Annotated in this window: 22 protein-coding genes and 1 pseudogene; 9 read left to right on the top strand and 14 right to left on the bottom strand. The window is 43.9% G+C overall.

All coding sequences use genetic code 11. The annotated features are described in order from the left end of the window. Positions 1 to 150: 150 nt before the first annotated feature. Complete coding sequence (locus tag FQV37_RS14300) at positions 151 to 582, bottom strand: pirin-like C-terminal cupin domain-containing protein (protein ID WP_277342689.1); 432 nt, start codon at positions 580 to 582, stop codon at positions 151 to 153. On the opposite strand from FQV37_RS14300, the gene truC reads away from it, so the two are divergent. Continuing rightward, a complete protein-coding gene (gene truC, locus FQV37_RS07935; protein WP_240990983.1) occupies positions 472 to 1245 on the top strand; it encodes a tRNA pseudouridine(65) synthase TruC in 774 nt (257 codons plus the stop codon). The genes FQV37_RS14300 and truC overlap by 111 nt on opposite strands. A gap of 304 nt (positions 1246 to 1549) precedes the next feature. Here truC and FQV37_RS07940 read toward each other — a convergent pair whose 3' ends face one another. Beyond that, positions 1550 to 2422 carry an alpha/beta fold hydrolase gene (locus FQV37_RS07940; protein ID WP_101206349.1) on the bottom strand — a complete coding sequence of 291 codons (873 nt, stop codon included), beginning with the start codon at positions 2420 to 2422 and terminating at the stop codon, positions 1550 to 1552. Positions 2423 to 2429: 7 nt separating this feature from the next. Beyond that, complete coding sequence (locus tag FQV37_RS07945; RefSeq protein ID WP_240990984.1) at positions 2430 to 3221, bottom strand: class II aldolase/adducin family protein; 792 nt, start codon at positions 3219 to 3221, stop codon at positions 2430 to 2432. Between the two features lie 85 nt (positions 3222 to 3306). Between FQV37_RS07945 and FQV37_RS07950 the strand changes: the two genes are divergently transcribed. The 8 genes and pseudogenes from FQV37_RS07950 to FQV37_RS07985 form a co-directional block, all read left to right on the top strand. Further along, positions 3307 to 3996 (top strand): Crp/Fnr family transcriptional regulator, encoded by a 690-nt coding sequence (locus FQV37_RS07950; RefSeq protein ID WP_160022193.1) that lies wholly within the window; start codon positions 3307 to 3309, stop codon positions 3994 to 3996. Positions 3997 to 4137: 141 nt separating this feature from the next. Then, complete coding sequence (locus FQV37_RS07955; RefSeq protein WP_160022195.1) at positions 4138 to 5835, top strand: phosphoethanolamine transferase; 1698 nt, start codon at positions 4138 to 4140, stop codon at positions 5833 to 5835. Between the two features lie 49 nt (positions 5836 to 5884). Continuing rightward, complete coding sequence (locus tag FQV37_RS07960) at positions 5885 to 6580, top strand: response regulator transcription factor (protein ID WP_160022197.1); 696 nt, start codon at positions 5885 to 5887, stop codon at positions 6578 to 6580. Between the two features lie 127 nt (positions 6581 to 6707). Continuing rightward, on the top strand, positions 6708 to 8048 hold the full coding sequence (locus FQV37_RS07965; protein ID WP_160022199.1) for a sensor histidine kinase: 1341 nt from the start codon (positions 6708 to 6710) through the stop codon (positions 8046 to 8048). A 177-nt stretch (positions 8049 to 8225) separates the two neighbouring features. Then, complete coding sequence (locus FQV37_RS07970; protein ID WP_160022201.1) at positions 8226 to 8696, top strand: diacylglycerol kinase; 471 nt, start codon at positions 8226 to 8228, stop codon at positions 8694 to 8696. A gap of 67 nt (positions 8697 to 8763) precedes the next feature. Next, positions 8764 to 9588, top strand: a complete 825-nt coding sequence (locus FQV37_RS07975) for a PAP2 family lipid A phosphatase (RefSeq protein WP_160022203.1) — start codon at positions 8764 to 8766, stop codon at positions 9586 to 9588. A gap of 104 nt (positions 9589 to 9692) precedes the next feature. After that, positions 9693 to 10205 (top strand): c-type cytochrome, encoded by a 513-nt coding sequence (locus FQV37_RS07980; RefSeq protein WP_240990985.1) that lies wholly within the window; start codon positions 9693 to 9695, stop codon positions 10203 to 10205. A gap of 58 nt (positions 10206 to 10263) precedes the next feature. Further along, positions 10264 to 10569, top strand: a pseudogene (locus FQV37_RS07985) (c-type cytochrome); the annotation flags it as partial. Positions 10570 to 10596: 27 nt separating this feature from the next. Here the strand turns inward: FQV37_RS07985 and FQV37_RS07990 are convergent. The 11 genes from FQV37_RS07990 to betB form a co-directional block, all read right to left on the bottom strand. Beyond that, positions 10597 to 11010 carry a PaaI family thioesterase gene (locus FQV37_RS07990; RefSeq protein ID WP_160022205.1) on the bottom strand — a complete coding sequence of 138 codons (414 nt, stop codon included), beginning with the start codon at positions 11008 to 11010 and terminating at the stop codon, positions 10597 to 10599. Positions 11011 to 11072: 62 nt separating this feature from the next. Beyond that, the gene (locus FQV37_RS07995; RefSeq protein WP_160022207.1) at positions 11073 to 11615 is read right to left on the bottom strand and encodes a DUF3124 domain-containing protein; all 543 of its coding nucleotides are present in this window, start codon (positions 11613 to 11615) and stop codon (positions 11073 to 11075) included. Positions 11616 to 11659: 44 nt separating this feature from the next. Continuing rightward, positions 11660 to 12361: a potassium channel family protein gene (locus FQV37_RS08000; protein WP_160022209.1), complete on the bottom strand. Its 702-nt coding sequence runs from the start codon at positions 12359 to 12361 to the stop codon at positions 11660 to 11662. Positions 12362 to 12450: 89 nt separating this feature from the next. Beyond that, positions 12451 to 14211: a TrkH family potassium uptake protein gene (locus tag FQV37_RS08005; protein WP_160022211.1), complete on the bottom strand. Its 1761-nt coding sequence runs from the start codon at positions 14209 to 14211 to the stop codon at positions 12451 to 12453. A 254-nt stretch (positions 14212 to 14465) separates the two neighbouring features. Continuing rightward, positions 14466 to 15395 (bottom strand): DMT family transporter, encoded by a 930-nt coding sequence (locus FQV37_RS08010; RefSeq protein WP_160022213.1) that lies wholly within the window; start codon positions 15393 to 15395, stop codon positions 14466 to 14468. A gap of 78 nt (positions 15396 to 15473) precedes the next feature. Then, positions 15474 to 16628, bottom strand: coding sequence for a flavin monoamine oxidase family protein (locus tag FQV37_RS08015; RefSeq protein ID WP_160022215.1), 1155 nt, complete (start codon positions 16626 to 16628; stop codon positions 15474 to 15476). 131 nt (positions 16629 to 16759) lie between these two features. Next, the gene (locus FQV37_RS08020) at positions 16760 to 17182 is read right to left on the bottom strand and encodes a tetratricopeptide repeat protein (protein WP_160022217.1); all 423 of its coding nucleotides are present in this window, start codon (positions 17180 to 17182) and stop codon (positions 16760 to 16762) included. A gap of 432 nt (positions 17183 to 17614) precedes the next feature. Continuing rightward, the gene (locus tag FQV37_RS08025) at positions 17615 to 18103 is read right to left on the bottom strand and encodes a M48 metallopeptidase family protein (RefSeq protein WP_160022219.1); all 489 of its coding nucleotides are present in this window, start codon (positions 18101 to 18103) and stop codon (positions 17615 to 17617) included. A gap of 220 nt (positions 18104 to 18323) precedes the next feature. Beyond that, complete coding sequence (gene betT, locus FQV37_RS08030) at positions 18324 to 20369, bottom strand: choline BCCT transporter BetT (protein WP_160022221.1); 2046 nt, start codon at positions 20367 to 20369, stop codon at positions 18324 to 18326. A gap of 292 nt (positions 20370 to 20661) precedes the next feature. Continuing rightward, the gene (betA, locus tag FQV37_RS08035) at positions 20662 to 22362 is read right to left on the bottom strand and encodes a choline dehydrogenase (protein ID WP_160022223.1); all 1701 of its coding nucleotides are present in this window, start codon (positions 22360 to 22362) and stop codon (positions 20662 to 20664) included. A 118-nt stretch (positions 22363 to 22480) separates the two neighbouring features. Further along, positions 22481 to 23983, bottom strand: a complete 1503-nt coding sequence (betB, locus tag FQV37_RS08040) for a betaine-aldehyde dehydrogenase (RefSeq protein ID WP_160022225.1) — start codon at positions 23981 to 23983, stop codon at positions 22481 to 22483. Positions 23984 to 24051 lie beyond the last annotated feature (68 nt).

Genomic DNA, 24051 nt, shown 5'->3' on the forward strand with positions numbered 1-24051 from the left:
TGATCGCATTAGTAAGCATTTAATCTAAATGGCAGTTACACAGAATCTGGGATGGGCTCGAGTTAAATTTTATTCTATTACAATTTACATTGTAATTATTCAGTCGTACAATATATACAGGCTATATATATCAATACATGTAAGACATTGTCACAACATGTACTTTAGTCGACCTACTTTGACATGGTAGAGGTTATCAGCTACGAAGTTCCACCACATTAGTACTTGGTTATTCAGCGGTTCGCCGCCGATAAACATGATACGTGTGCCCTTTTTAGCAGCCAACTTAATACTTTTGTTATTAGCAATATCGCTATTATGAAAACGGAATAACTGGTCTTGCTGACAAACCTTGCCTTCGGACGCTACCTCTCCTTCTGAAACCAAGATACCGTACTCAAAGTCTGACTCTAAATTTATTATGCCACTACAGGTACAATAAAAAGGATATATAATTGACGCATCTAAAATATGAGCAATAAAAACATGGATATCGAAGGCAATACTGCTGATCAAATAGAAATTATCTATGAAGATGAGTATATAGTAGCGATTAATAAAGAAGCTGGTCTGTTGGTGCATCGCAGTTGGCTGGACAAAGGCGAGACACGCTTTGCCATGCAGCTCACCCGTGATGCGGTAGGCTGTCATGTATTTCCAGTGCATAGGTTAGACAAACCTACATCAGGTGTATTGTTATTTGCCAAGAGCTCAGCCGTTGCACGTAGCCTTACCGAAGCGTTTACTGAACGCAAAGTGACTAAGCAATATTTGGCCGTGGTGCGCGGCTTTATGTCTGAACAAGGTACTGTTGATTATGCGTTGAGCTTTAAGCCTGATGCCATTGCCGATAAATTTGCCAACTTAGATAAACCTGCTCAAGAAGCGGTCACCCACTGGCAGAGTTTGGCACAAATTGAGCTGCCATTTGCAGTATCAAAGAAGCATGCCACTAGCCGCTATAGTCTGGTGCGCTTAACGCCTGAAACTGGGCGCAAACATCAGCTACGTCGGCATATGAGACATGTATTCCATCACATCGTGGGTGATACCAGTCACGGCGATATACGTCATACACGGTTTTTTCGTACTCACTATGATTGCACGCGTATGTTGCTGCATGCACAGACTTTGGCACTCAGCCACCCCGTCACTGGTGAGCCACTAGTACTACAAGCAGGATTAGACGAGCAATGGATGCGTATCTTAGAAGAGTTCTCTTGGACAGATAGTGTTGAGGTTTAAGTCCCTAGTGGGGACTGGAAAAGACAACCTCTTATAATACGCTCCAAAACCTCAAGTTTTTCAAAATATCTTTTTTATCAAATCATCAGTATCTTGTAGCACCACGCATATAGACCACTCAATCATAATTAGCCATTTATTAGTGATCATCTTATCAAAAACCTTTTCCACAGCTATGTGACTACGCTCACGGATGTTAGTCTCATTTAAACTTACACATTTTTCTTGAAAGCTAAAAGATAACAAGAGAATAAAAAACGCAGAGCACCATTTGAAGCCCTGCGTTTGTTAGATTGAACTGTATTTACAGGATACTGTATCTAAATTGCAGATAGGCCGCTGTGATTGCCACTGCATCTTCTACCTGCGGATAATGGCCTAACATAGGCATATTGGTTATATCAGCGTTGGGTATCAGCTGGCGATAACGATCAATCATATGCTGACCTGAGATAGGATCTTTGGCACCTGCGATCAATTTCACTGGTACAGTACTGTTGATAATCGCGCCTACCCATCGCTCGCGGTACTGCTGACGCTGTGGCATATAGTTAATCAGCTTATGCATCACACCCAACCCATCATTGTGATTTAACAGCTGCCATAGCGTGTCTATCACCTCTACTGTGGGCGGCGTGTTTGGGCCAAATATCCGCTGTAGACTGCCTGCAAATTTCTGTTTATTAATCAGTTTTGATACCATAGGACCTAATGGTGATAGCAGTAGTTTCTGCACCAAGATAGGTTTGTGCGTCTCAGGGAATAGACCACCGTTTAAGAAGCATACGCTGGCAATGTGTCGCTCAGCGCTCCCTTCGACTTGTCTGGCTAGCAACTCCTGAGCTACCGTATCACCATAGTCATGCGCTAAGATATGATAATCACTGACGTCCAGTTTTTGCAAAACAACTTGATAAATATCAGCCTGTTCACTGATTAGATAGCGCGCGTTTTTGGGTTTGTCTGATAATCCAAACCCCAGCATATCAAGCGTGATGACATAATAGTGCTCGGTTAGCGCATCCCACATGCCCTCCCAGTCCCAACTGGCACTAGGATAACCATGAATCAATAGCAATACAGGTGCACTTTTATCCCCTGCATACCGAGTAAAGATTTGATGCCCATGAATGGATTCATACTGCCCCTGCCGTTGCCACTCATCAAGAGTTATCATTAGCGACTTACTCCTCAAATGATGGGTCAGTACGGCGCAGTTTTCTTAGTAACGCAGGCCATGCGATATCACCATTTGCGCCTCTGGTCACTTGCTCTGATGCCGCTTGGATACCGGCCAATATTTGTGCTGGTATCGGCGTCAATGCACCACCCCCACTCTGCGCTTTGATCTGAATCTCGCAGGCTCTTTGCATGATATACATGTATAAGAACGCATTGGCAACCGTATCGGCACAGGTGAGCAGACCATGGTTACGCAAAATCATAAAGTGAGCATCGCCTAAATCAGCAACCAAACGAACCTTTTCTTCAGGGTTTAATGCGACACCTTCGTAGTCGTGGTATGCCAAATTGGATAGCGGAAATAATGATTGTTGCGAGATAGGAAGTAGGCCTTTTTCTTGCGCTGAGACGGCCACGCCATCATTTGTGTGCAAATGAATGACGCAATGTGCATCGTCGCGAGCTTCGTGCACAGCACTGTGGATGATAAATCCAGCTGGATTTACGTCGAACTCTGATGGCGATACTTTTTCGCCTGCTTTATTGACTTTAACTAAGCTAGAAGCGGTAATCTCTTCGAATAACATTCCGTATGGATTGATTAAAAACTCATCCTCAGTACCTGGTACGCGCGCAGAGATATGAGTGAATACCAAATCGTCCCAACCATAAGAAGCAATCATTCGATAACAGGCGGCAAGATTTACGCGCATCTGCCACTCTTGTTCGCTCATATTATGGTGTACACTCGAGGTTGAATCGGTTGATGTCGCGGTTTGCATAGTTGTTTGCATGGTGTATTCCTTTACTGTGTTAGATATCCTGAATGATTACTTTACACCATTTCATAAAACCAAATCTGTCAAAAACATTACACTTATGAATATCAATCATTATTTGAATAACGACCCATGGTTTAGTCAATTGCCAGTCATTGTGCAGCCGCTACTGGCAGGCGATGCGGTGCTAAAGGTATACCAAAAAGGCCAAATGATTCATGCCATCGGTGACAACGATGATGCGGCGCTACACTTTGTCGTGTCGGGTACGATTAGAGTCTGTAACGTGAGCGCTAGTGGCCATGCCATGACGTTGGCGCATCTATCTAGTGGTGAGTGGTTTGGTGAGATATCTATCATAGATGACAATCCTCGCACCCATGATGCGTGGACGATTAACAAAGTAACGCTCATCTCAATCCCAAGAAACCTAGTCATTCAGACAGCGCAGTTGCATCCTATTTTATACAAGCATCTGGCGCTTATAACTTGCCAGCGGATTCGCCGAGCATTTGATTGGATTGACGATGCTACCTCACTCAATACCTCAGCGCGATTGGCTAGCATGCTGATTGGACTGATCGACACTTATGGACAGCAAATAGGAGACGATATCAAAATAGATCTGCGCTTATCGCAAGAAGAGCTTGGCTTTATGCTTGGTACTACCAGACAAACCATCAATAAAATCATCCAATCGTGGCAAAAGCAGCACCTTATCGATATGCACTATGGTTTTATCACCATAAAGGACAAACCCCAATTGATGGCAATGATGAATCCTACCTGACTTAAATGTATAAAATCATCTCAGAAAACACCTCACCATCTAACTTATTCTAGTTAGCATCAATCGCCTTAACATCTTCTTAACAGACCACTTGCTATGGTAAGGAATGACGTTTCCTACCATCTGTTGAGAAGTATCTGTATGTCCATACCTCAAGCCATCAAGACCAATGTGCTCAAAATCAAAGCAAAAACCAGCTACCTTAGCAGGCTCTATGATCGTGAGATAAATCTCAGTTATCTTATTATTATCGTGGCTTTATATTTGGTAGCGACTGCAAATATTGCGTTCTTTGAGCAGGTGCTGGCGGTCTATCCATTTAGCACAAACATGGGTTTTATACTCTCCATCACAGGTTTGTTATTTGGACTGATGTGGCTGGTATTACAGCTGCTTTGCTATCGCCCTATTGCCAAACCAGTGTTGATTGCGCTACTGATTACTGCCGCTATCTGCGGTTATTTTACCGATGCTTATGGGACGATATTTGACACCAACATGCTGATTAACAGTCTGGAGACCGATCAAGCAGAGGCGATGGGATTGTTTGCCCCCAGCATGGTCATTCGACTGCTGATATTAGGCGTGTTGCCAGCATTTATCATTAGCAAAATTCGTCTAAAACGCTTTACTTGGCAACGCAGTATTCTACAAAAAACAGCCACGTTGATATTGTCTATCGCATTGATCGCAGCGTGTCTTTTACCCTTTGGTGACCAGTACGCCAGCTTCTTTCGTCAGCATAAACAAGTCCGTTATTATGCTAACCCGATCACGCCTATTTACTCTACGATCAAACTTGGCGAAAACTATATCGATGAGCTACGCCGTCCTGATACTTTCACGCTACATGCGACAGATGCAAAGCGTGTGTCACCTGCTAATAGTGTGAGTGGCAATGCTAAACCAAAACTGATGGTGTTTGTGGTTGGGGAAACGGCTCGCGCTGATCACTTCGGTTTAAATGGCTATACACGCAACACCACACCGCTGCTCTCAAAACAATCAGACCTCTATAGTTTTCAGAATGCTGTCTCTTGCGGCACCTCTACGGCCTACTCCGTACCCTGCATGTTCAGCTATGCAAATCGAGCAGACTACGATATCGATACAGCCAAGTATAATGAAAACGTACTAGATACACTAAGTAAGCAAGGGGTTAATGTTATTTGGCGCGACAATAACTCCAGCTCTAAAGGCGTGGCTGATCGTGTTACTTTTGAGGACTACAAAACGGCTGATACCAATCCGAACTGTGATGTCGAATGCCGAGATATCGGTATGCTTGATGGGTTTGATGCACTGGTAAAGTCAGGCAGCTCACCGAAAGAGATACCGGAAGATACACTTATTTTGTTACACCAAATGGGTAATCATGGACCCGCCTACTATCAGCGCTACCCTAAAGAATTTGAAAAATATAACCCTGTCTGCATGACCAATGAGCTGTCTAAATGTGATGCTCAGTCTGTGATAAATGGCTACGATAATGCGATTCGTTATACCGATTATTTTTTGAACAATGTGATTGATACGTTAAAACCTTATGAGCAAGATTATGATGTGGTAATGGTATATATTAGTGATCATGGGGAGAGTTTGGGTGAAAATAATATCTACCTGCACGGCTTGCCCTATAAGTTTGCGCCAGATACCCAAAAACACGTGCCTACGATAGTTTGGTCGCCTAATAGTAATAATGTTGATACTGAGAGTCTTTCTAGTATTGTCAATCAGCCTGTGTCACACGATTTTATTACGCCAACATTGCTTAGCTTTTTTGGTATTACGACCGATGAAGTCAAAGGTGCAGCAACTTTTTTTAAAGTAAATAACTAAATCCGTTTCTATATTGTTTTAGGTAACCACTATTTTTTAGGTCAGCATCATGTACAAGATACTCGTTATTGAAGACAACCCCGATATCGTGGCCAATATTTATGCTTTTTTTGAGCCAAAAGGCTTTGAGTTGGACAACGCACATAACGGCTATAGCGGATTAACACTCGCCTCAAACAATCGTTATGATGTGATATTGCTAGATGTGATGCTGCCAGGTATGGATGGCACGCAGCTGTGCAAAAAACTCAGAGAAGAGTTACATGACAAGACTCCCGTATTAATGCTCACAGCTCGCGATACAATCTTGGATAAAGTCGCTGGTTTTGATAGCGGTGCTGATGATTATTTGGTCAAGCCGTTTTCGTTGGTTGAGTTGGAATGTCGTATCAAAGCGCTCATACGTCGCACCGAGGACGATCATTTTGCCCACAGTATTGCTGTCGGAGCATTGTCCTTAAACAATAGTGAGCATACCATTATGCGCGACGGACAATCACTAAAGCTCACCCCTACTGGCTTTAAAATATTGCACATCCTAATGAGCGCAGCGCCTAGAGTCGTCAGTAAAACTGAGATTGAAGAAAAAGTATGGGGGCTAGATATACCGAGTAGTGATGCACTGCGCACCCATATGCATAGCGTGCGCGCACAGGTTGATAAGCCATTTAACACACCCATGATAGTCACAGTACCTGGCGTAGGTTACCAAGTTGTTGACCCTAACAAATCAGCAAGCGCGTAGTTGTGATTGCAGCATGAATTAAATAAACCTTATCCAATTTACTAATCGACTGACCGTATCGTATTTATCGCTCTATTATATATAGCCCTGTTATATATCGCCTTCTTCTATTAGGTTGTCTTACGCCATGCTCAATATAGACTCGATAGCCAATAAGTTCAGACTGTCTTACTTCATATTCGCGTTATTACTGTGCGCAGCTTTTGTCAGTATTTTCTTGTACGCAGAGAGCCGAATAGAGCAAGATTTGGTCAAGGCTCGCCTATTGCAGCAGCTAGAGCTTAGTCAAGAAAAGTATGGTGACCAGCCTATCTATGTCGCTGAACCAGGTATCAAGATTTATCGCTATGATAAAGCACCTGCAAGTTTGCAAGCGATAGCCAATGACACGGTGCAAGAGACTTCTGTCACTGTTAATAAATCCTCTGGAGCAGGTCATGCCGACCTGCATCTTTTCGCCTATACTCAAGATGGTCAAGCTTATATTTTGACTTACCTAGAAAACACCGAAATGGTAATGGGAAATTACCCAGTCTTGGCGATATTTGAGCACCTAGAAGACATATTTGCAGATACGCTAAAAGTAGCCGTGATTCTAAGCTTACTTATCGCCGCTATCTTCTCTCAGTTGTCTTCCAAACAAATCATCAAGCCTTTATTAGATTTGAAACGAGCCGTCGAGACTGACCATCATAACTTAAGCGATTTGACACACTTGCCATCTGAGGTTGGTGTCTTGGCAATGGCTATCGATGAGAAAAACCACAAGTTAGAGCAATATCTCAAACGCGAGCAATTGTTTACTGGTGATGTCAGCCACGAGTTACGCACACCGTTAACTATTATCATGGGGGCTTCCGAGGTATTGGCCTCGCAATTAGACGCTGACAGCCACTTAAATGAATTTACCAATCGCATTAGCACTACTGCCAAAGAAACTTCTGAGATTATCACCGCCCTGCTTCTACTATCGCGCGCGCCTGAAAAGTTAGACGCACCGCAAACCTCTATTAACAATATCGCTTTAGCAGAAATGCAGCGCCTAAAGTACTTGCTGCGGTATAAGTCTGTCACTTGTCAGATCATTGCTGAGCAGGAATATATTGCTTACGTACGGCCCGAACTACTAAAAATGGCACTAGGCAACCTCATAAAAAATGCGTTTCAATATACCGATGATGGCGAAGTAGCCATTACTATCGATGACGAAAAAATCACGGTGACTGATACTGGCTTAGGTATTCCTGAGGCAATGATGCCTTTACTCTATGAACGGTTTGAGCGACTAGAGTCTCAGTATAAAGACGAGCAAACAATCCTGTCGTCAGAGCATGAGACAAAACATAAGGTTGAAGGCTCAGGTCTAGGACTCAGTATCGTCCAGCGTATCATGTCGCATATGGGCTGGCAGCTCACTCACCAAGCCAATCGCTCAGGTGGTAGCACCTTTAGTATTTATTATAAATAACCTTATGATAATCCAAAGACATATTCATTTCCTAATCATAATTACTGATTGGGAAATAAAAATTTAAACAACCATTACGCTTTATTCTCAACCATCTATATCCTCTTAACGTTTTCTTAACCTCTCCCGTCTTATACTCAGGCTATCTTAATTTTAATAGACCATTAAGAATGCCCTATGAAGCAAATTACTCATACCAACCTTGTAGGCCCGTCAACCAAGCATAGTTCTGTCAACCAAACAGCACATGATAGTGCATTTGCAGCTGACAGCTTTGCAGGTCATGCCAAAGGTAAAGCGGGAATCCTCCGCATTATCAAAGCCACTGGCTACTCAATGGACGGCTTTAAAGCAGCATATAAATTTGAGGCGGCTTTTAGACAAGTCGTGTGGCTCAACTTTGCCCTGCTTGTGGCTATCGCTTTTATGCCTTTTGTACTGAGCATAAAAATGATGCTAGTCATCGCGTCTTTTTTGTCTTTAATTGTTGAGCTGATTAACACGGGTATCGAAGCTTGCGTTGACCACACGTCAACCGCCAAGCATCCACTCGCAAAGATAGCAAAAGATGTCGGCTCTGCTGCACAATTTTTGTCGTTATTTCTCTTAACCATCTTATGGTTAATGGCGCTGTCTGTCTTTTTATAGTTGTCTGTCTTTTTATAGCAGCACGCTGGAAGCTATCATCATTTAATATACGTTATCAGGTGCATCCATGACTTTAGAAAACCACTCAATGGCTTGGGGCTGGCTAAAATTACTGTGCGTGACCATCATTGCTACCTTGGTTTTTGAGCATAGCCAATTAGATGTACGCATCAGTGAGCTTTTTTACAACAATGGTCACTGGCTACTTGAAAAAGGCGCGCAGCCTTATGCATTTATCTTTTATGATTTGCCCAAAGCATTATTGATTATATTGGCTGTCTACCTCATAGCGATTTTAATCATCAAGTATAGACAGTCAAGGCTTAATGCTATTGCCTTAAACCGCAATAAGCTAAATCTCAGTAAGCCCAGTCATAATAAACTTGATAAATTTCTGCTTCCTTTACCAATTCGGGAGATCGGCTATCTACTGCTGGTATTAGCGATTGTACCGGCTACCATTGCCACATTAAAAGGCGTCACCCATGTGAGCTGCCCGAATGACTTGGTAATTTTTGGCGGTGAGTTGCCTTATCTCAATCTGTGGCAAAACATCGTAGCAGCTACGCCCGCCAAATGTTTTCCTGCCGCTCACGCCAGCGCAGGATTCTCCTTATATGGATTGGCTTTTTTGCCAACACTCAAAAAGCACCGTTATCAAATACTAAAAATAGTCACGCTCTTAGGCTGGAGCATGGGGCTGTATAAGATGCTATTTGGCGATCATTTTTTTAGTCATACTTTGGTCTCGATGCTGCTATCACTGACGATAGCGTGTGCGCTTGCGACGCTATTCTTTAAAGATTCGATAAAGGCAAAAGCCAAAAGCGCCAGTAAAAAACATGCCGACACAGCCACTAGCTTGCTTGGCACTGAAACCTCAAGCACTTAGAATGATAGTTATCACGTTGCGTTATTTTGCTAGACACGACTGGCGAACTGCAGGCATATTAGGATGAGGGATTAAGGATGATTTATCAGCACTATAAGGACATTATGAAGCCACTTTCTGCCGTCATGCCAGCATTGACATTGACATTGATATTTGGACTTAGCGTACTCTCTACCGCTGCGATGGCAGAGACGGTCAGTTTGCCAATGGACACTTTGCCTAACAGAATAACCCTACCAAATGTCAGCCCAGTCAATAGTGCGCTTGCCAACCGCGGCGCTTACGTGGCGCGTACCGCCGACTGTATGGCCTGCCACCGTGAAGACTATAGTGGCGGCGTGCCGATTGATACGCCGATTGGCAATATCTACTCGACCAATATCACACCATCGACGCGCTATGGTATTGGCAACTATACTGAGGCCGATTTTAAAAAAGCCTTGCGCAAAGGTCGTGCGCCAAATCATCAGATCTATCCTGCGATGCCTTACCCGTCCTATCATGGCCTGACAGATGACGATGTCAGTGCCGTATTCGCTTATTTTCAGACCGTCCCTATCGTAGACAAACCCCCTGAAAAAAACCACACACCTGCCTTTCCCGTTGAATATCCGTAGCTTAATGCTGGCATGGAATGTCATCAACGTGCCTTCTACCGAAAACCGCGCAGGACTCAAAAAACTCTATGACGACTCTTGTGCAGGTTGTCATATGCAAAAAGGTGAAGGCGCACAAGGTGCTGGCTACTATCCACCGCTAGCCAATAACAGTAAGATGCAATCGAAATACTACATTATTAGTGTCGTTATTAATGGTCTACGCGGCATGCCATCATTCCACCGCATGATGAATGACGAGCAAATAGCAGCTGTCACACAATACGTGCATAGCGATCTAAATAATTTCACTGATATAGTGACTACTGCTAACGTCGCACAGCTACGCCATGATTTTCCACCAGGATCAGACCCTAGTGAGTAAGTAAAATACACGACAAACTAACTAGCTTTAACAACGCTTAGGCGGCACCGAATACGTACCAACTACGTGAGCCACAATGTCATCAGAGCCTTCTGAATACAGAGATACCTCGCCTACTATCAACGTGCGTCCTACTTTCATCAAGGTACATTCAGCGATAATACGAGCACTTGCTGATGGCTTACGCAAAAAGTTGATAGTCAAACTCGTCGTCACCGTTAACGGGACAATACCGATTCTTCCGAGTATCGCCACATAGATGGCTACATCAGCAACGGCCATCATGACAGGTCCCGAAACTGTGCCACCGGGACGCAATTCATTTATACCGATCTCATGCGATAAGGTCGCACCATTTTCGTTGACCGTCTCGACGACGCATTTGGTTTGGGGAAACTCCAATGCCATAAAGGCGCTGATTTCTTCTTTGGTTGCAGACATAACGCTTCCTTGAGTTGAATTAAACTTTCCTTGTTACTTATTACTTCACTGAATACATTCCTTTAATGTATCACGGGTGTGCCTTCTGTACTAAAGGCAAATCCTTTATTGCTAAAGTTACCAATCATGACCGCTTCTATCACTGGTTTGACGGTTTCATCCACACCTTCGACTTCGATAATAAAGTTAGCGCCAGATCCGCCTTTGTCCTCTTCTTTTTCGACAATATAGTTGAGCGTGGCCATCGCTGGTAGCTCGATAGGCTTATCTAGATATGATTTGACCAACGCCCCATCTGTATCGTAATAATCAATTTTATTGATATATAGTGACTTTTTGAGCGTAGTGTTACGTACACTCAGCGTCGCCGATAGCAGCACTTTGCGAGCGTCTCTATCGGTATAGATATCAGAATAAATCGGCACATAAAAGGTTTGCTTGTAACCAAACTGACTGTGATCCACGTCTGAGGTAATCGCCAACTCTTTAATCGGATCTTTTTGATGCTCGGACAGAAGAACGTTCGGGTCTTGCGCTGATTGATCACAACCTGACAGTAGTGCCATTATAGCGATCAGTAGGACAGATATACTTCGCTTATTCATAATCATTTCCCTATACCTTCTGGTATCACTGCGATGGCAAGCTACTATTTGATTTTCACACCCACACTACGTAAGAACTGATTGATGTGTTTGTTGGCCCCGTAAATCACCAGTACATCGCGCTCTTGCAATACTTGCTCAGGCGTCGCCAAACCTTGGATACTAGGCTTGCTCTGCGTACGACCAAAACTGTCTTCATAATACTCATAGCGCAACGTACTAAGCAATCGGAGATTAAACTTTTGCTCTAACTGTAAGTCGTCAACGGTCTTACCAATCAGCACATTTGGAATCTTAATCTCTACCATGCTGAAGTTATCGCTCAATTCAAACGAATCGACAAAATAGCGTAGTGACAGACGCTTGGCCCAGCGATTGGCCGCTTCTTTTTCAGGGTGAATCAAATCGTCCACGCCGATAGCTTGCAGGACTTTTTCGTGTAGTGGATTGATACTACGGCTAATTAAACGCTTGGCTTTTAACGTCTTAAATAGCGCCGTTGCCATAACATTGGCGCCTTGATCTTCGCCAATCGCTACGATGACAATATCGGTATCAACGATTGGTAATCCGCTAACCGTATACTCGTCCGTGGCATCCATACACAGCGTATGCGAAATCACTTCTTTATACGCTTCAACCCGTTGCATACTACTATCAATAGCAATCACTTCATGCCCTTGACTGGTCAATGCCGAGCCTAATGATGCACCGAAATTTCCTAGCCCTACGATGATGTACTTCATAACTTAAACAACCTTTTTTAATATTTTTTGCTATTTATTAAGAACGACATAGTCTGTTTACGACGGTTTAATTAACTGTTTACGACGGATTAATTAATCGTTATTTCTTCCGTAGGATAGCGATAATTACGTTGACGCATATTTTTAAGCAGTGCAATAAAGATTGTCAGCATACTGACGCGGCCAACGAACATAATGACCGAAACCACTATTTTACTAAAATCTGATAAGTCTGCTGTCAGGTTTAAACTTAGCCCAACCGTGCTATAAGCTGAGAAACATTCAAATACCACTTTGATCAAATCAAGCTCTGGCTGATCGTAACTGATGAGGGTCACGCCGATACCAATGACCAATAATGACAACCACATAATAGAAAATGCACGGCGCACGGAGATCTCCGCAATCTGGCGTTTGAATACTTCTATCTTGGTCTGCCCGCGTGCCAAACTCAATGTATTTAATAGGGCAATCGCAAAGGTACTGGTCTTGATACCACCACCTGTCGAGTTTGGAGACGCCCCAATCCACATCAGAAATATCGTTAACATGACTGTTGGAAAGGTCAACTCACCCATATCAATCACATTGAATCCAGCAGTTCTCGGCGTAGCAGCCGTAAAAAATCCTGTGATAAGTTTACCTAAAAGACTGGTATGGTCAGCGAGCACATTATTGTATTCAAATATCATTACCCCGATCAGACCAGTCAACAATAACGCACCGGTCGTAATCAACGTAATGCGGCTATTAATATTCAGCAACCAAGGCTGATAGATATAGTGCCGGTCATTGCGATATATCATTCGTTCAGCACGATGACGCAGATAGCGCAGTACATTGACTACGATAGTGAAGCCCATACCACCAAAAATAAATGTCATCGCAATGATAAGCTGTAGAGGATAATTAAAGCGTAGCGAATCATCGTACAAGCCAGCACTAAAGGTAGAAAACCCAGCATTACAAAAGGCTGAAATCGCATGAAAGACCGAAAAGAATAATTGCTCAGACCAGTCCATATCAGGCATATCATATATACTGATATAAATCAGCGCAGCCGCCACTGCCTCAACGGCAAAAGTAACGTATAAGATAGACTTGAGTGTCGATACCACATCACCCATACCTCGCATATAAGACATCTCGCTGATACTTGCTTGCGTCTCGTAGCTGACACCGCCCTTAAAAAAGTAACTAAAATAGGTCACAAATGTCAAAATACCTAAGCCACCGATTTGTATCAAACCCATAATAATGACTTGGCCAAAAGTCGTAAAATAGGTAGCTGTATCCACTACGATAAGCCCTGTCACACAAACCGCACTGGTCGCGGTAAAGAGTGCATCAATAAAAGATAATGGCTGCGTTGTCGCATTAGGCATCATCAACAGCAATGCACCAACCAGCACCACGACTAAAAAGCTTAGAATAAAAAACTGGGCAGGATGTAGAAAGGTACGATTGAGATTGAAATTGTGATCAGAGAGTTCGCGGATGAAGGTGACAAACACGGCGATTTTTATCGCGACAAAGCCATCAACAGCGGCGGCCAATCCAGAACGAACTAAGTCCGTAAAGTGCGCTGTCAATAGAATGACAATCGCTATACTGGTAAAAGTGTCAAAAACTGCAACTTTATTGAGCGTTAGCAGCTTTTTTGTGTAGACATAACGGCCAACCGTTACCACAAAACTCAGAAAAATAATGACCAAATAAAAAATGTGGAAAATTTGTTGTATCCACGTCGGTAGCGTAAAGCCACTATCTAACAAGGCAATTGCTACCCCGATGATGCTAAAGAGAATCGTAAAGTTGTTTAATAAGCGATAACGCGTGGCTGCATTCATAGCCTGAGTCCATGACGACAATAACCACGATACTTATACTCCTTTTTTGTCGTATTCACAAAAATTGATTTAAGTTAATCGTAACCAATTATTGAGTTATAGCGAGTACTGATAACCCACATGATAATAATCTGGATGCTGGCCATCTAGGTGCTAATCACCTAGCTACAGACAATCAGAGCGAGATAAAAGGTACTCGCAGGGACATAATGGCTTTAATGGTTCTATCGCCTAATACACAATTATTAAATCTCTTATTTTACTTTTGCTATTTTTACGCCGCCCCATGTCACTAATACCACGCCAATGGCTATCAACGTAGCACCTAAAAATAGACCTTCTGGTGGACTCTCCCCTTGCAAAAAAATAGTGACGGGTACGCCGACAATGGCTCCTACCGCACCTAACAAACTCAGCAACACGGGCCCACCTGTCTTTTGTAATAGGAATAACAGTAAAAACTGTCCAGCAAATACGCATGCTTGTATAGCTATCATGCTTAGCGGTAGCCAATTCTCTAAAGGTACAGCAATAGAGAAATCTGACATCATACTAAATAAGCCTAGCAGCAGCGCTGCCGCCATCAACATACCTGGAGCGAGTGCGCCAGAAGACGCATTATCAGGCCAGCGTAACGTCCGATATATATTGCCAATAGCGAGTAGCACTGGCCCACAAAGCGCGATTAAAATCCAAAACACACTAGAATCTGGCGCAGAGAATTTATGCACGGCTAATGCTCCTGCCCCGATGAGTGCTGCGATGACCCCAAGCGCACGAACAATATAAAATTGCTCTATACGTAGTATCAGCGCGCCAAGATACGTTAGCAGTGGCGGCAATGAGAGGATTAAGGCGACGAAACCTGCGCCCACATGAGGAATGGCAGAAAATAACAATAAGTTGGCGGCCGCGACACTGACCAGCGCCGCGACAAAGTAATACTCTAAGCTGCGAACATTAAGAGGAGGGAGTTCTTTTCTGATGAGCGCTATCATAAATAAAATAACAGCAGCGCCAGTAATCGACCAAAACAAAAACCCTAATGGGGTCAGACCGACATCGATAGCGTACTTTGCCACATTGGTCGAGATACCAGTGAGTGCACCGCCTGCCAGTAGACAAACGAAAGGCACCAACCAGGTGGTCTTGTGAGAAGTCTCTTGTTTGAGCGAGTCATTCATCGACTATCCTATTGGATGATGAATTTTCTTAGTCATGTTGGATGGCCTTTAAAATAACTTATAACAGCACTCTAATAATTACTGGCGCAAAATGGTAGCAGGTAAGCTTTGTACAGCGACGGTTGCTGCATCAATTGCCCCAGCGACATAGCCTGGGAACTGTGCTGACCACTCACTACCACAACCTATTAGACAGTCTTGCCACACGCCTGTTTTTGGCTTGGACGGCGGTGCTACTGCATGCTGACCGTTACCGCTAGCATCAGCGGACATCGCTGTTAATGGATCCTGTGCCCAGTCTTTGAGATATTCAGCTTTTGGAGTACTTGCCTGATCACCAAATAGTCGCACTAACTGCGCACGGCAATGTTCTTTTAGTACCGTATCAGAAACGCTTTGACGTACTTGAGCAGGAACACCAAAGAAGCCAAACAATGCCCCATCGTTCTCTAATGTCGAGGCATCATGTATCTCAGTAAGTGGCCCTATTGCACTGCGCGCGGCACCCGAGAAACCAGCATCTCGCCAAAATGGTGATTCATAAACAGCGACGTATTTGGCATGAGGCGCCATCCAAGTGGCTGTCTCGCGCCACTGTTCACTTAAGTCTTGCGGTAGCGCTGGCTGAAATACTATCCGACCTTCTACCAATCGAGGCGGTAACGCAAGTAGCACATGCTGCGCTCGGAACGTCGTCACATGTCCGGTCACGTGCCCAAAGCTGTCTTCACTCTGTACTTCAATATATTGGGATGTCTTGTTTAATTGCTTTACGGTTTGACCAGTCATGATACAACTGGCATCTAAACGAGCATATAGCGCGTCAATCAAAGTGGCCATACCACCGACTAACCGCATAGAAGGTGGTGTGCTTTTGTAACCTTGCATACGCACAGGTGACTGATTGGCAGCGCGCTCAACCATCATATCGCCTTCTTCAAACTGCGCAAAACGTGATAAATCTAACGATTCAATAAGCGTACTTAACTGCGTTTGATAATCCGGCCAAAACCAAGACGGTCCTAAATCAAACGCCGCGCTTGATTCTGCTTGATCGATATCAGTACTGTTATTAGTAGCATGCGCATCTGAACATTTAGCAACTGCAATGCGACCACCTAAGGTATTACGCGCCTCTAACAGTCTATACGCTATACCCTTTTGCTCTAATAAAAGGGCGGCATATAATCCACTTAACCCACCACCGACGATTACCACAGGTATGTCTTGCATATCGGATTACCCTATTTATAATCGGTTCAATATCATTTGAATACAAGGAAGCCGAGTGAAAGTACTACAAGTAGTAAGCTAAGCGAGACTGACACCGTACTCAATTTATAGAGGATTGACTATAAACCAAACTACTCTGCCAATAGCTTCGTAAGCATCTCATCAATCTCAACCTTAAACTCTTTGTCTTCTATTTTATTGGCTGTGATTTTGGCATTTTGTAGGCTTTGGATAGCGGCTTCTTTTTCGCCTGTCTCAAGCTGTAACACCGCCATAGAAAAAGCAATCGATGACATATGATCTTTTGAGTTAATTGCAGTAGCCTTGGCCAGTGCTTTGTCATAAATCACCAGTGCTGCGTCCAAGTCTTCTGTGAAGTCAGCAAGCGTTTCCCATTGTTCTGGGTGGTCTTTGTCAGTGCCTTCATTATCGGCACAAATGGCGTTTAGTTCAGCATATAGCGAATCAAATTTCTCTTGATTGCCTCTGCGATCCGCTTCTAATAATTCTTCGGCTAAGGTGTAAATGGCTTTATATATTTTGGTATTGATCATTGTTTACAACCTTTTATGGACTATATCGTGTGTGGTTAGGATTATAACGTAATTCTAGGGCGTGTCCTCATTTTAAAAATGGTGATAAAAATGAGATAAATTGCAGTCAAACAAGGAAAATAGCGCAGATAATATCGGGATATTAACCAGCTATTTAACGATGTTTGGCAAAATTTAGCCATTTTTAGCCCGTTTAGATATGATCAATTGAATTGAGGACATGCCCTAGCGGCTCAGATGATTGCTACAGAGAAGAACACGATATTTATGTGGCTGTTATTAAGATTACTATGAACCTTATCAAGGTTGCTATTCATACTATAGTCGATTCAATTTAAAAGTAGTACAAGGCGACCGAGTGCAAGTTATACATTAGTATGCTTAGCGAGGATGACGATGTAGCAGATGTATATAGACTTGACTATATTAGGGTTACAACTCGCGCCAGTGCAGCCACAGTCGCGTATCCAGCTCAAATTGATGATACTCAGGCTCCATATGGCAGCATAATTGATAAAAAGCTTTGTTGTGCTCATGCTCTTTGAAATGGGCAAGCTCGTGCACCACTATCATGCGCAAAAACTCTGGCGGCGCGTCTTTAAATAGGCTGGCTACCGTGATGCTATTGTGCGATTTGAGCTTACTGCCCTGTACGCGCGATTGCGTCGTATGGATACCCAGTGCATGTTTTAAAACCTTGAGCTTACTGCTATAGCTGACATTTGATAGCTGACCAATCTTACGCATGTATTGGGTTTTTATCTCATTTATATACTGATAGAGCGCTTTGTCGCTTTGGATTTGATGCTGAGTCGGGTACTTTTTTTCCAGATACTCGCCTAATTTACCATCAGTTATAAGCTGAGCAGCTTGAGTTTGAATCTGTTCTGAGTAATGCGCTATGTACTTTAATTTGGTCACAAATGTATCCTTTGCTAATACGTTGCAGCGTATCAGTCGATCAATTTAATCTTAATGAATTTTACCTTATATTTGCGGTGCTTGTTTGCCACTTATTTGGGATACATCCCCAACCCAAACGATAGTTATTTATAAATAGTTAGTCATAAAAAAACCCATAAGCTGCGTGCAACTTATGGGGACATTTTTACTAATATTTTTACTTAAAAAGTGTACCGGATTAACGCTCTAAATGCAGATACTGCAAGTGACGTTCGTACTGATTTAAGATATCAACCAATACCTGCTCTTTTGAGTAGCCAACCAAGTCATACTCTTGCGAGCCTTCGCTTAAGAACACTTCCGCACGGTAGTAGTACTCTGCGTGCTTGGTAGATGTGCTCAATGTAAAGTTAGGACGATGAGCTTTAATTAGATTGACTTCATAAATAAAGTCATCTTCATCGCCATGACCGACACGCAATTTTAGACCGTCTACCTGACCACTGTCTTGGTCCATGCCTGCATCGATACCTTCACCGATACTAGCAAGGTTTTTGGTATCTAACGAGGTTTTGAGACCACCTGCTTTAAACTCTTTTTCGACCTCAGACATCGCTGGCATCACAACCGTATGCAGGAATTTTTCAACCTGTGCATGTCCTGGGAAGCTTACAATACGTTGCAAGCGCGCTTTCCAGCTCTTCCCGCTGTCCAACACGTTTGCCGTGCCAATTGTACTGGCTTTACGCTTGTTGCCTTCTTCTTTTAACGACTTCCACATAGACATCATGTAGAGCACAAGAATAATAGAGAATGGTAAACCTGCAATGACAGAGACAGATTGCAATGAGGCAAAACCACCTGCAAATAGCAGTCCTAACGTAATAAGACCAGTGGCTGCTGCCCAAAACAGACGTAACCAAACAGGAGCATCGGTATCATTGGTCATACCTCTTGAGCTCAAGTTCGCTAGTACTAACGCGCCTGAGTCAGCAGAAGTCACAAAGAAAATAAGACCAATAACCACACCAGCAAATGACAATACTTCACTGTAAGGGAAGTACTCAAACAGCGCAAACATGCCCATTGCCGCATCATTGACCGCGATTTCGCCAAGCTCTGTTGCGCCATTGGCAACCAAATCTATCGCTGAATTACCAAAGATAGAGAACCATGCGAAGATAAAACCAAGCGGAATAAACATCACACCAAATACAAACTCACGTAGAGTACGGCCACGGCTAATACGCGCGATAAACAGACCGACAAACGGTGCCCAAGCAACCCACCATGCCCAGAAAAATATCGTCCACCAAGATTTCCACTCGGCACCAGCAGCACCGTCATAAGCATAAACGTCAAAGGTTTTATAAATGATGGTTTGGAAATATTGACCGATATTTTGAGTAAAGGTATTTAATAGATACACCGTATTGCCCATAACCAATATGGCAAGCAACAACAGTATTGACGACAGCATGTTGAATTCAGATAGACGACGAACGCCTTTTTCGACACCTGTCATCGCAGAGACAGCAGCAGCAGCGACAACGCCGACGATGATAAGCGCCTGAACCGTTTTGCTAGATTCGATACCGAATACATGGGTCAAGCCAGCATTTGCCTGCAATACCCCAATACCCAAACTGGTCGCAATACCCATCAACGTACAGACAACGCCAAAGGTATCAATACCATCACCTAACCAGCCTTTGATTAAGCGTTCACCAAATATCGGAGTTAACGGCGAGCGTAGCGCGAGTGGCATGTTTTTGCGATAAGCAAAATAAGCCAGCGCCATACCGATTAGTGCATAAATACCCCAACCGTGTAGACCCCAGTGCAAGAAGGTCTGAGCAAGCGCTTCACGCATGGCCTCAGCACTAGCAGGCTCTAGGCCTGTATGCGGGGTCAAATAATGCATCAAAGGCTCAGAGGCACCAAAGAACAACAGGTCAATACCGATACCCGCTGAGAACAGCATGGCCGCCCACGCTAAAAACGGAAATTGTGCTTTTTCGTGGTCTTGACCAAGCTTTATATCACCGTACTTAGAAAAACCAACAAACAACGCAAAGATACTATAAGCGGCAACCACTAGCATGTAATACCAGCCAAACTTGTCTGATACCCAAGTCATGCTCGAGCTCAACAAGGCCTCACTATAATCTGGAAAAGCGATGGTCCAAATTATCAATAAAATAGAAATAATAGCTGAGCCCATAAACACGGTTTTGTTTAGGGTCAGAGGTTTCGTCACATCTTGTGATGGCGAACTGTACATAAAAAACCTCAATAGGTAAATTAAACAGGGTCCGATATTGCTTTGTCCGGCATCATCTAATAGTAGACTGATGATCTATAACCGTATAACGTGGAACCAACCGCATGACGGACAAAGCAGTACCAATAAATAAAAAGTTAATAAAATTATAAACAAATTCAACCTGAACGGTATTCATTATTCTAATACGTTAGCGCTGATAGAAAAGGCCTCTACTTGGAAAGGCCTTTTGGTTAAAATTTTCTCATATCGTTATTTATTCAGTATCCTGTATGCAGGCTTATATCGCAGCCTACACTGTCGAGAGATAATCACGCATCGGCTCTGAGCGCAGCGGTGCACCATTGGCCACGTAATAATCTGCCGTTGAACGTGGCAACTGTACGCCTCTCATCTTGTCGACGATTTTTTCGGCGAGCATAATAGTTGTAGCATTGAGATTGCCACTGATAATATTGGGCATGATAGACGCATCGACAACGCGCAAACCATCGATACCATGTACCAGACCTTCGCCATTCACTACCGAATCGTTATCTTCACCCATCGCACAAGTACAAGATGGATGATAAGCCGTCTCACTATGATTGCGTACATATTCATCTAGCTGGGCGTCGGTGACCAAATCATCGGTCGGTGCAATTGCGCGACCACGATAAGGATCAAGCGCTGGCTGATGCATGATCTCACGCGTGATACGCATTGCAGCACGGAACTCTTGCCAGTCTTGATCATGTGACATGTAGTTAAACAAAATGCTTGGATGCGCTTTCGGATCACGTGATTTTAGCTTGACGCGGCCACGGCTTGGTGAGCGCAGTGAGCCGACATGTGCTTGGAAGCTATGTGATTTCACAGCACTACGGCCATCATAGCGTACAGCTAGTGGCAAGAAGTGGTACTGAATGTTTGGATGGGTGAACTTCTCATCGGTACGAATGAAACCGCCACCTTCGAATTGGTTAGACGCACCAAGACCTGTTCCATTGAATAACCATTCTGCACCAATCGCAGGCTTATTCCACCATTTATTGGCAGGCGCGATTGACACTGGCAGTTTACATTCATACTGCATATACAGCTCTAGATGGTCTTGCAAGTTATTACCGACACCTGGCAGATCCAATATTTCAGTCACGTCAGCATCTTTTAACCACTGACCAGGACCGATACCTGAACGCTGCAATAGTTGCGGTGAGGCAATCGCACCAGAAGAGACAATCACTTCACGAGCGGCATGGAAATTTTTGGTCTGGCCTTCGTGCTCGACTTTGACACCGACAGCGCGCTTGCCGTCGAATAAAATCACGTCAGTCAATGCACCTGTCAAAATCGTAATGTTGCTACGTGGTTTGGCACGGTCAAGATAGCCACGAGCCGTTGACGCACGGCGACCATTGGGCGTCACAAAGCGATCCATCGGACCAAAACCTTCTTGCTGATAGCCGTTTAGATCTTCGGTACGTGGATAGCCCGCTTGTACGCCCGCTTCAATCATAGCTTGGAACAGTGGATTGACTCCTGGCTTTGAGGTAGTCATTTCAACAGGTCCGCCCACGCCATGATAGTCATTCTCGCCAGCGTCACAGTTTTCTAGCTTTTTAAAATAAGGCAGGCAATCAGAATACGTCCAGTCTGATAGGCCTTTTATTTTAGACCAATCATCAAAATCTAGCGCATTACCACGGATATAGCACATACCGTTAATCAGTGATGAGCCACCTAGCCCTTTGCCGCGGCCACAGTCCATGACACGGTTATTCATATATGGCTCAGGATCTGTCTTATAACCCCAGTTATAAGTCGTCCCTTGCAATGGCATAGCAAGTGCAGCTGGCATTTGGGTACGGAAGTCAAAACGATAGTCTGGACGTCCTGCTTCTAACAGCAGTACCTTAATATTGGCATCTTCGGTCAGACGCGTGGCCAGTACATTTCCTGCTGAACCTGCTCCAACAATAATATAGTCATACTCAGGTGTGGTTGATGTCATAACATACTCCATAATATTGAAAAAACATAAATCGTTTAGGGTCAGTAAAGTTTCCTAAAAAGGCTAAATAAAAGCTGATAAGCAACCTTACTGGCTTCGTTTTTCTCAATAAGATTGATTAAAAGACAGATTCAAACGCACCCAGCTCTACTTGGATAGATTTGGTCTGAGTATAGTGTTCGAGCGCTTCGATACCGTTTTCGCGGCCGATACCAGAATGCTTATAGCCACCTACTGGCATTTGTGCTGCTGACTCGCCCCATGTATTCAACCAGCAGATGCCAGCTTCGATCTGAGCGATGACTCGATGCGCGCGTTTTAGATCTGCAGTCACGACCCCAGCTGCCAAGCCGTAATCGGTATCATTGGCACGGCGAATAACTTCTTCTTCGGTCTCGTACGTCAATATCGACATCACTGGGCCAAAGATTTCTTCGCGTACGATAGTCATATCGTCCGTGCAATCAGTGAATACTGTCGGTGCGACAAATGCGCCTTTTGCAAGCTCGTTCGTTGTAACGCGCTCGCCACCTGTTAGCAAACGCGCGCCGCCTTTTTTACCTTGTTCAATATAGCCAAGCACGCGCTCCATATGCGGGAAGCTAACCAGTGGACCCATATTGATGTTCTCATCCATAGGGTCGCCCAGTCTAATACGCTCAACACGGGTTAAGATGGCTTGCTCGAACTTCGCTTGTAACGCTTTAGGGACGAATACGCGCGTACCGTTGGTACATACCTGACCAGTACTGTAGAAGTTGGCCATCATCGCGATGTCAGCAGCGGTATCGATATCTGCATCATCAAATATGATTAATGGCGATTTACCACCAAGCTCTAAAGTTACGTCTTTTAGAGATGAACTTGCCGCGCTCGACATGACTTTTTTACCAGTTGGTACGCCACCTGTGAACGATACTTTTGCAATATCTGGGTGTTCAGTTAGCGCTTGACCCACTTCATAGTTACCTTGTACGACGTTAAACACACCATCTGGCAATCCAGCTTCGGTCAATATTTCTGCCAGTTTTAATGCCGTCAACGGTGTCACTTCTGATGGTTTAAAAATCATCGCATTACCGGCAGCCAGTGCAGGCGCCGCTTTCCACATCGCGATTTGAATCGGATAGTTCCATGCGCCAATACCTGCGACCACGCCAAGTGGCTCGCGGCGAGTGTATACAAAACTAGTATCACGTAATGGAATCTGACGACCCTCAATCATCGGTGCCAGACCTGCATAGTATTCAACGACATCAGCACCAGTAACGATATCAACGTACTTAGTTTCAGAGTAGGCTTTACCTGTGTCTTTGGTCTCAAGTAGGGCCAGTACATCATTGCGATCGCGCAATATCTCAACAGCCTTTGATAAAATGCGACCGCGCTCGACCGCTGTCATCGCCGCCCAAACTTTTTGACCTTTATGTGCGGCTTTTACCGCCTCGTCAATCTGCTCTTTGCTGGTTTGCTGAATCGTTGCCAACACTTCACCAGTGGCTGGATTGATATCTTCAAAAGTCGTCAGCGATTCATCAACCGCTAGATAGCGCCCGTTGATATAAGCTGTTTGTACTTGGTCTAAATCGATAATATCTGTCAAATTATTAAAATCAGTCATAAATTCTCCTTAGGACGATTGGCAAAAGTAGCTATATAAAGGTACTCAGGCCGAATAGTGTCGTCGTT

It is taken from the genome of Psychrobacter nivimaris (assembly GCF_009812035.1).
GTDB classification, from domain to species: Bacteria; Pseudomonadota; Gammaproteobacteria; order Pseudomonadales; family Moraxellaceae; genus Psychrobacter; species Psychrobacter nivimaris.

Bases quoted from the DNA above. Each gene is read 5' to 3' on its own strand.
- truC (WP_240990983.1), top strand. From the start codon at position 472: ATGAGCAATAAAAACATGGATATCGAAGGCAATACTGCTGATCAAATA.
- FQV37_RS14300 (WP_277342689.1), bottom strand. From the start codon at position 582: ATGCACCAACAGACCAGCTTCTTTATTAATCGCTACTATATACTCATC.
- FQV37_RS07940 (WP_101206349.1), bottom strand. From the start codon at position 2,422: ATGATAACTCTTGATGAGTGGCAACGGCAGGGGCAGTATGAATCCATT.
- FQV37_RS07945 (WP_240990984.1), bottom strand. From the start codon at position 3,221: ATGCAAACAACTATGCAAACCGCGACATCAACCGATTCAACCTCGAGT.
- FQV37_RS07950 (WP_160022193.1), top strand. From the start codon at position 3,307: ATGAATATCAATCATTATTTGAATAACGACCCATGGTTTAGTCAATTG.
- FQV37_RS07955 (WP_160022195.1), top strand. From the start codon at position 4,138: ATGTCCATACCTCAAGCCATCAAGACCAATGTGCTCAAAATCAAAGCA.
- FQV37_RS07960 (WP_160022197.1), top strand. From the start codon at position 5,885: ATGTACAAGATACTCGTTATTGAAGACAACCCCGATATCGTGGCCAAT.
- FQV37_RS07965 (WP_160022199.1), top strand. From the start codon at position 6,708: ATGCTCAATATAGACTCGATAGCCAATAAGTTCAGACTGTCTTACTTC.
- FQV37_RS07970 (WP_160022201.1), top strand. From the start codon at position 8,226: ATGAAGCAAATTACTCATACCAACCTTGTAGGCCCGTCAACCAAGCAT.
- FQV37_RS07975 (WP_160022203.1), top strand. From the start codon at position 8,764: ATGACTTTAGAAAACCACTCAATGGCTTGGGGCTGGCTAAAATTACTG.
- FQV37_RS07980 (WP_240990985.1), top strand. From the start codon at position 9,693: ATGAAGCCACTTTCTGCCGTCATGCCAGCATTGACATTGACATTGATA.
- FQV37_RS07990 (WP_160022205.1), bottom strand. From the start codon at position 11,010: ATGTCTGCAACCAAAGAAGAAATCAGCGCCTTTATGGCATTGGAGTTT.
- FQV37_RS07995 (WP_160022207.1), bottom strand. From the start codon at position 11,615: ATGAATAAGCGAAGTATATCTGTCCTACTGATCGCTATAATGGCACTA.
- FQV37_RS08000 (WP_160022209.1), bottom strand. From the start codon at position 12,361: ATGAAGTACATCATCGTAGGGCTAGGAAATTTCGGTGCATCATTAGGC.
- FQV37_RS08005 (WP_160022211.1), bottom strand. From the start codon at position 14,211: ATGAATGCAGCCACGCGTTATCGCTTATTAAACAACTTTACGATTCTC.
- FQV37_RS08010 (WP_160022213.1), bottom strand. From the start codon at position 15,395: ATGAATGACTCGCTCAAACAAGAGACTTCTCACAAGACCACCTGGTTG.
- FQV37_RS08015 (WP_160022215.1), bottom strand. From the start codon at position 16,628: ATGCAAGACATACCTGTGGTAATCGTCGGTGGTGGGTTAAGTGGATTA.
- FQV37_RS08020 (WP_160022217.1), bottom strand. From the start codon at position 17,182: ATGATCAATACCAAAATATATAAAGCCATTTACACCTTAGCCGAAGAA.
- betT (WP_160022221.1), bottom strand. From the start codon at position 20,369: ATGTACAGTTCGCCATCACAAGATGTGACGAAACCTCTGACCCTAAAC.
- betA (WP_160022223.1), bottom strand. From the start codon at position 22,362: ATGACATCAACCACACCTGAGTATGACTATATTATTGTTGGAGCAGGT.
- betB (WP_160022225.1), bottom strand. From the start codon at position 23,983: ATGACTGATTTTAATAATTTGACAGATATTATCGATTTAGACCAAGTA.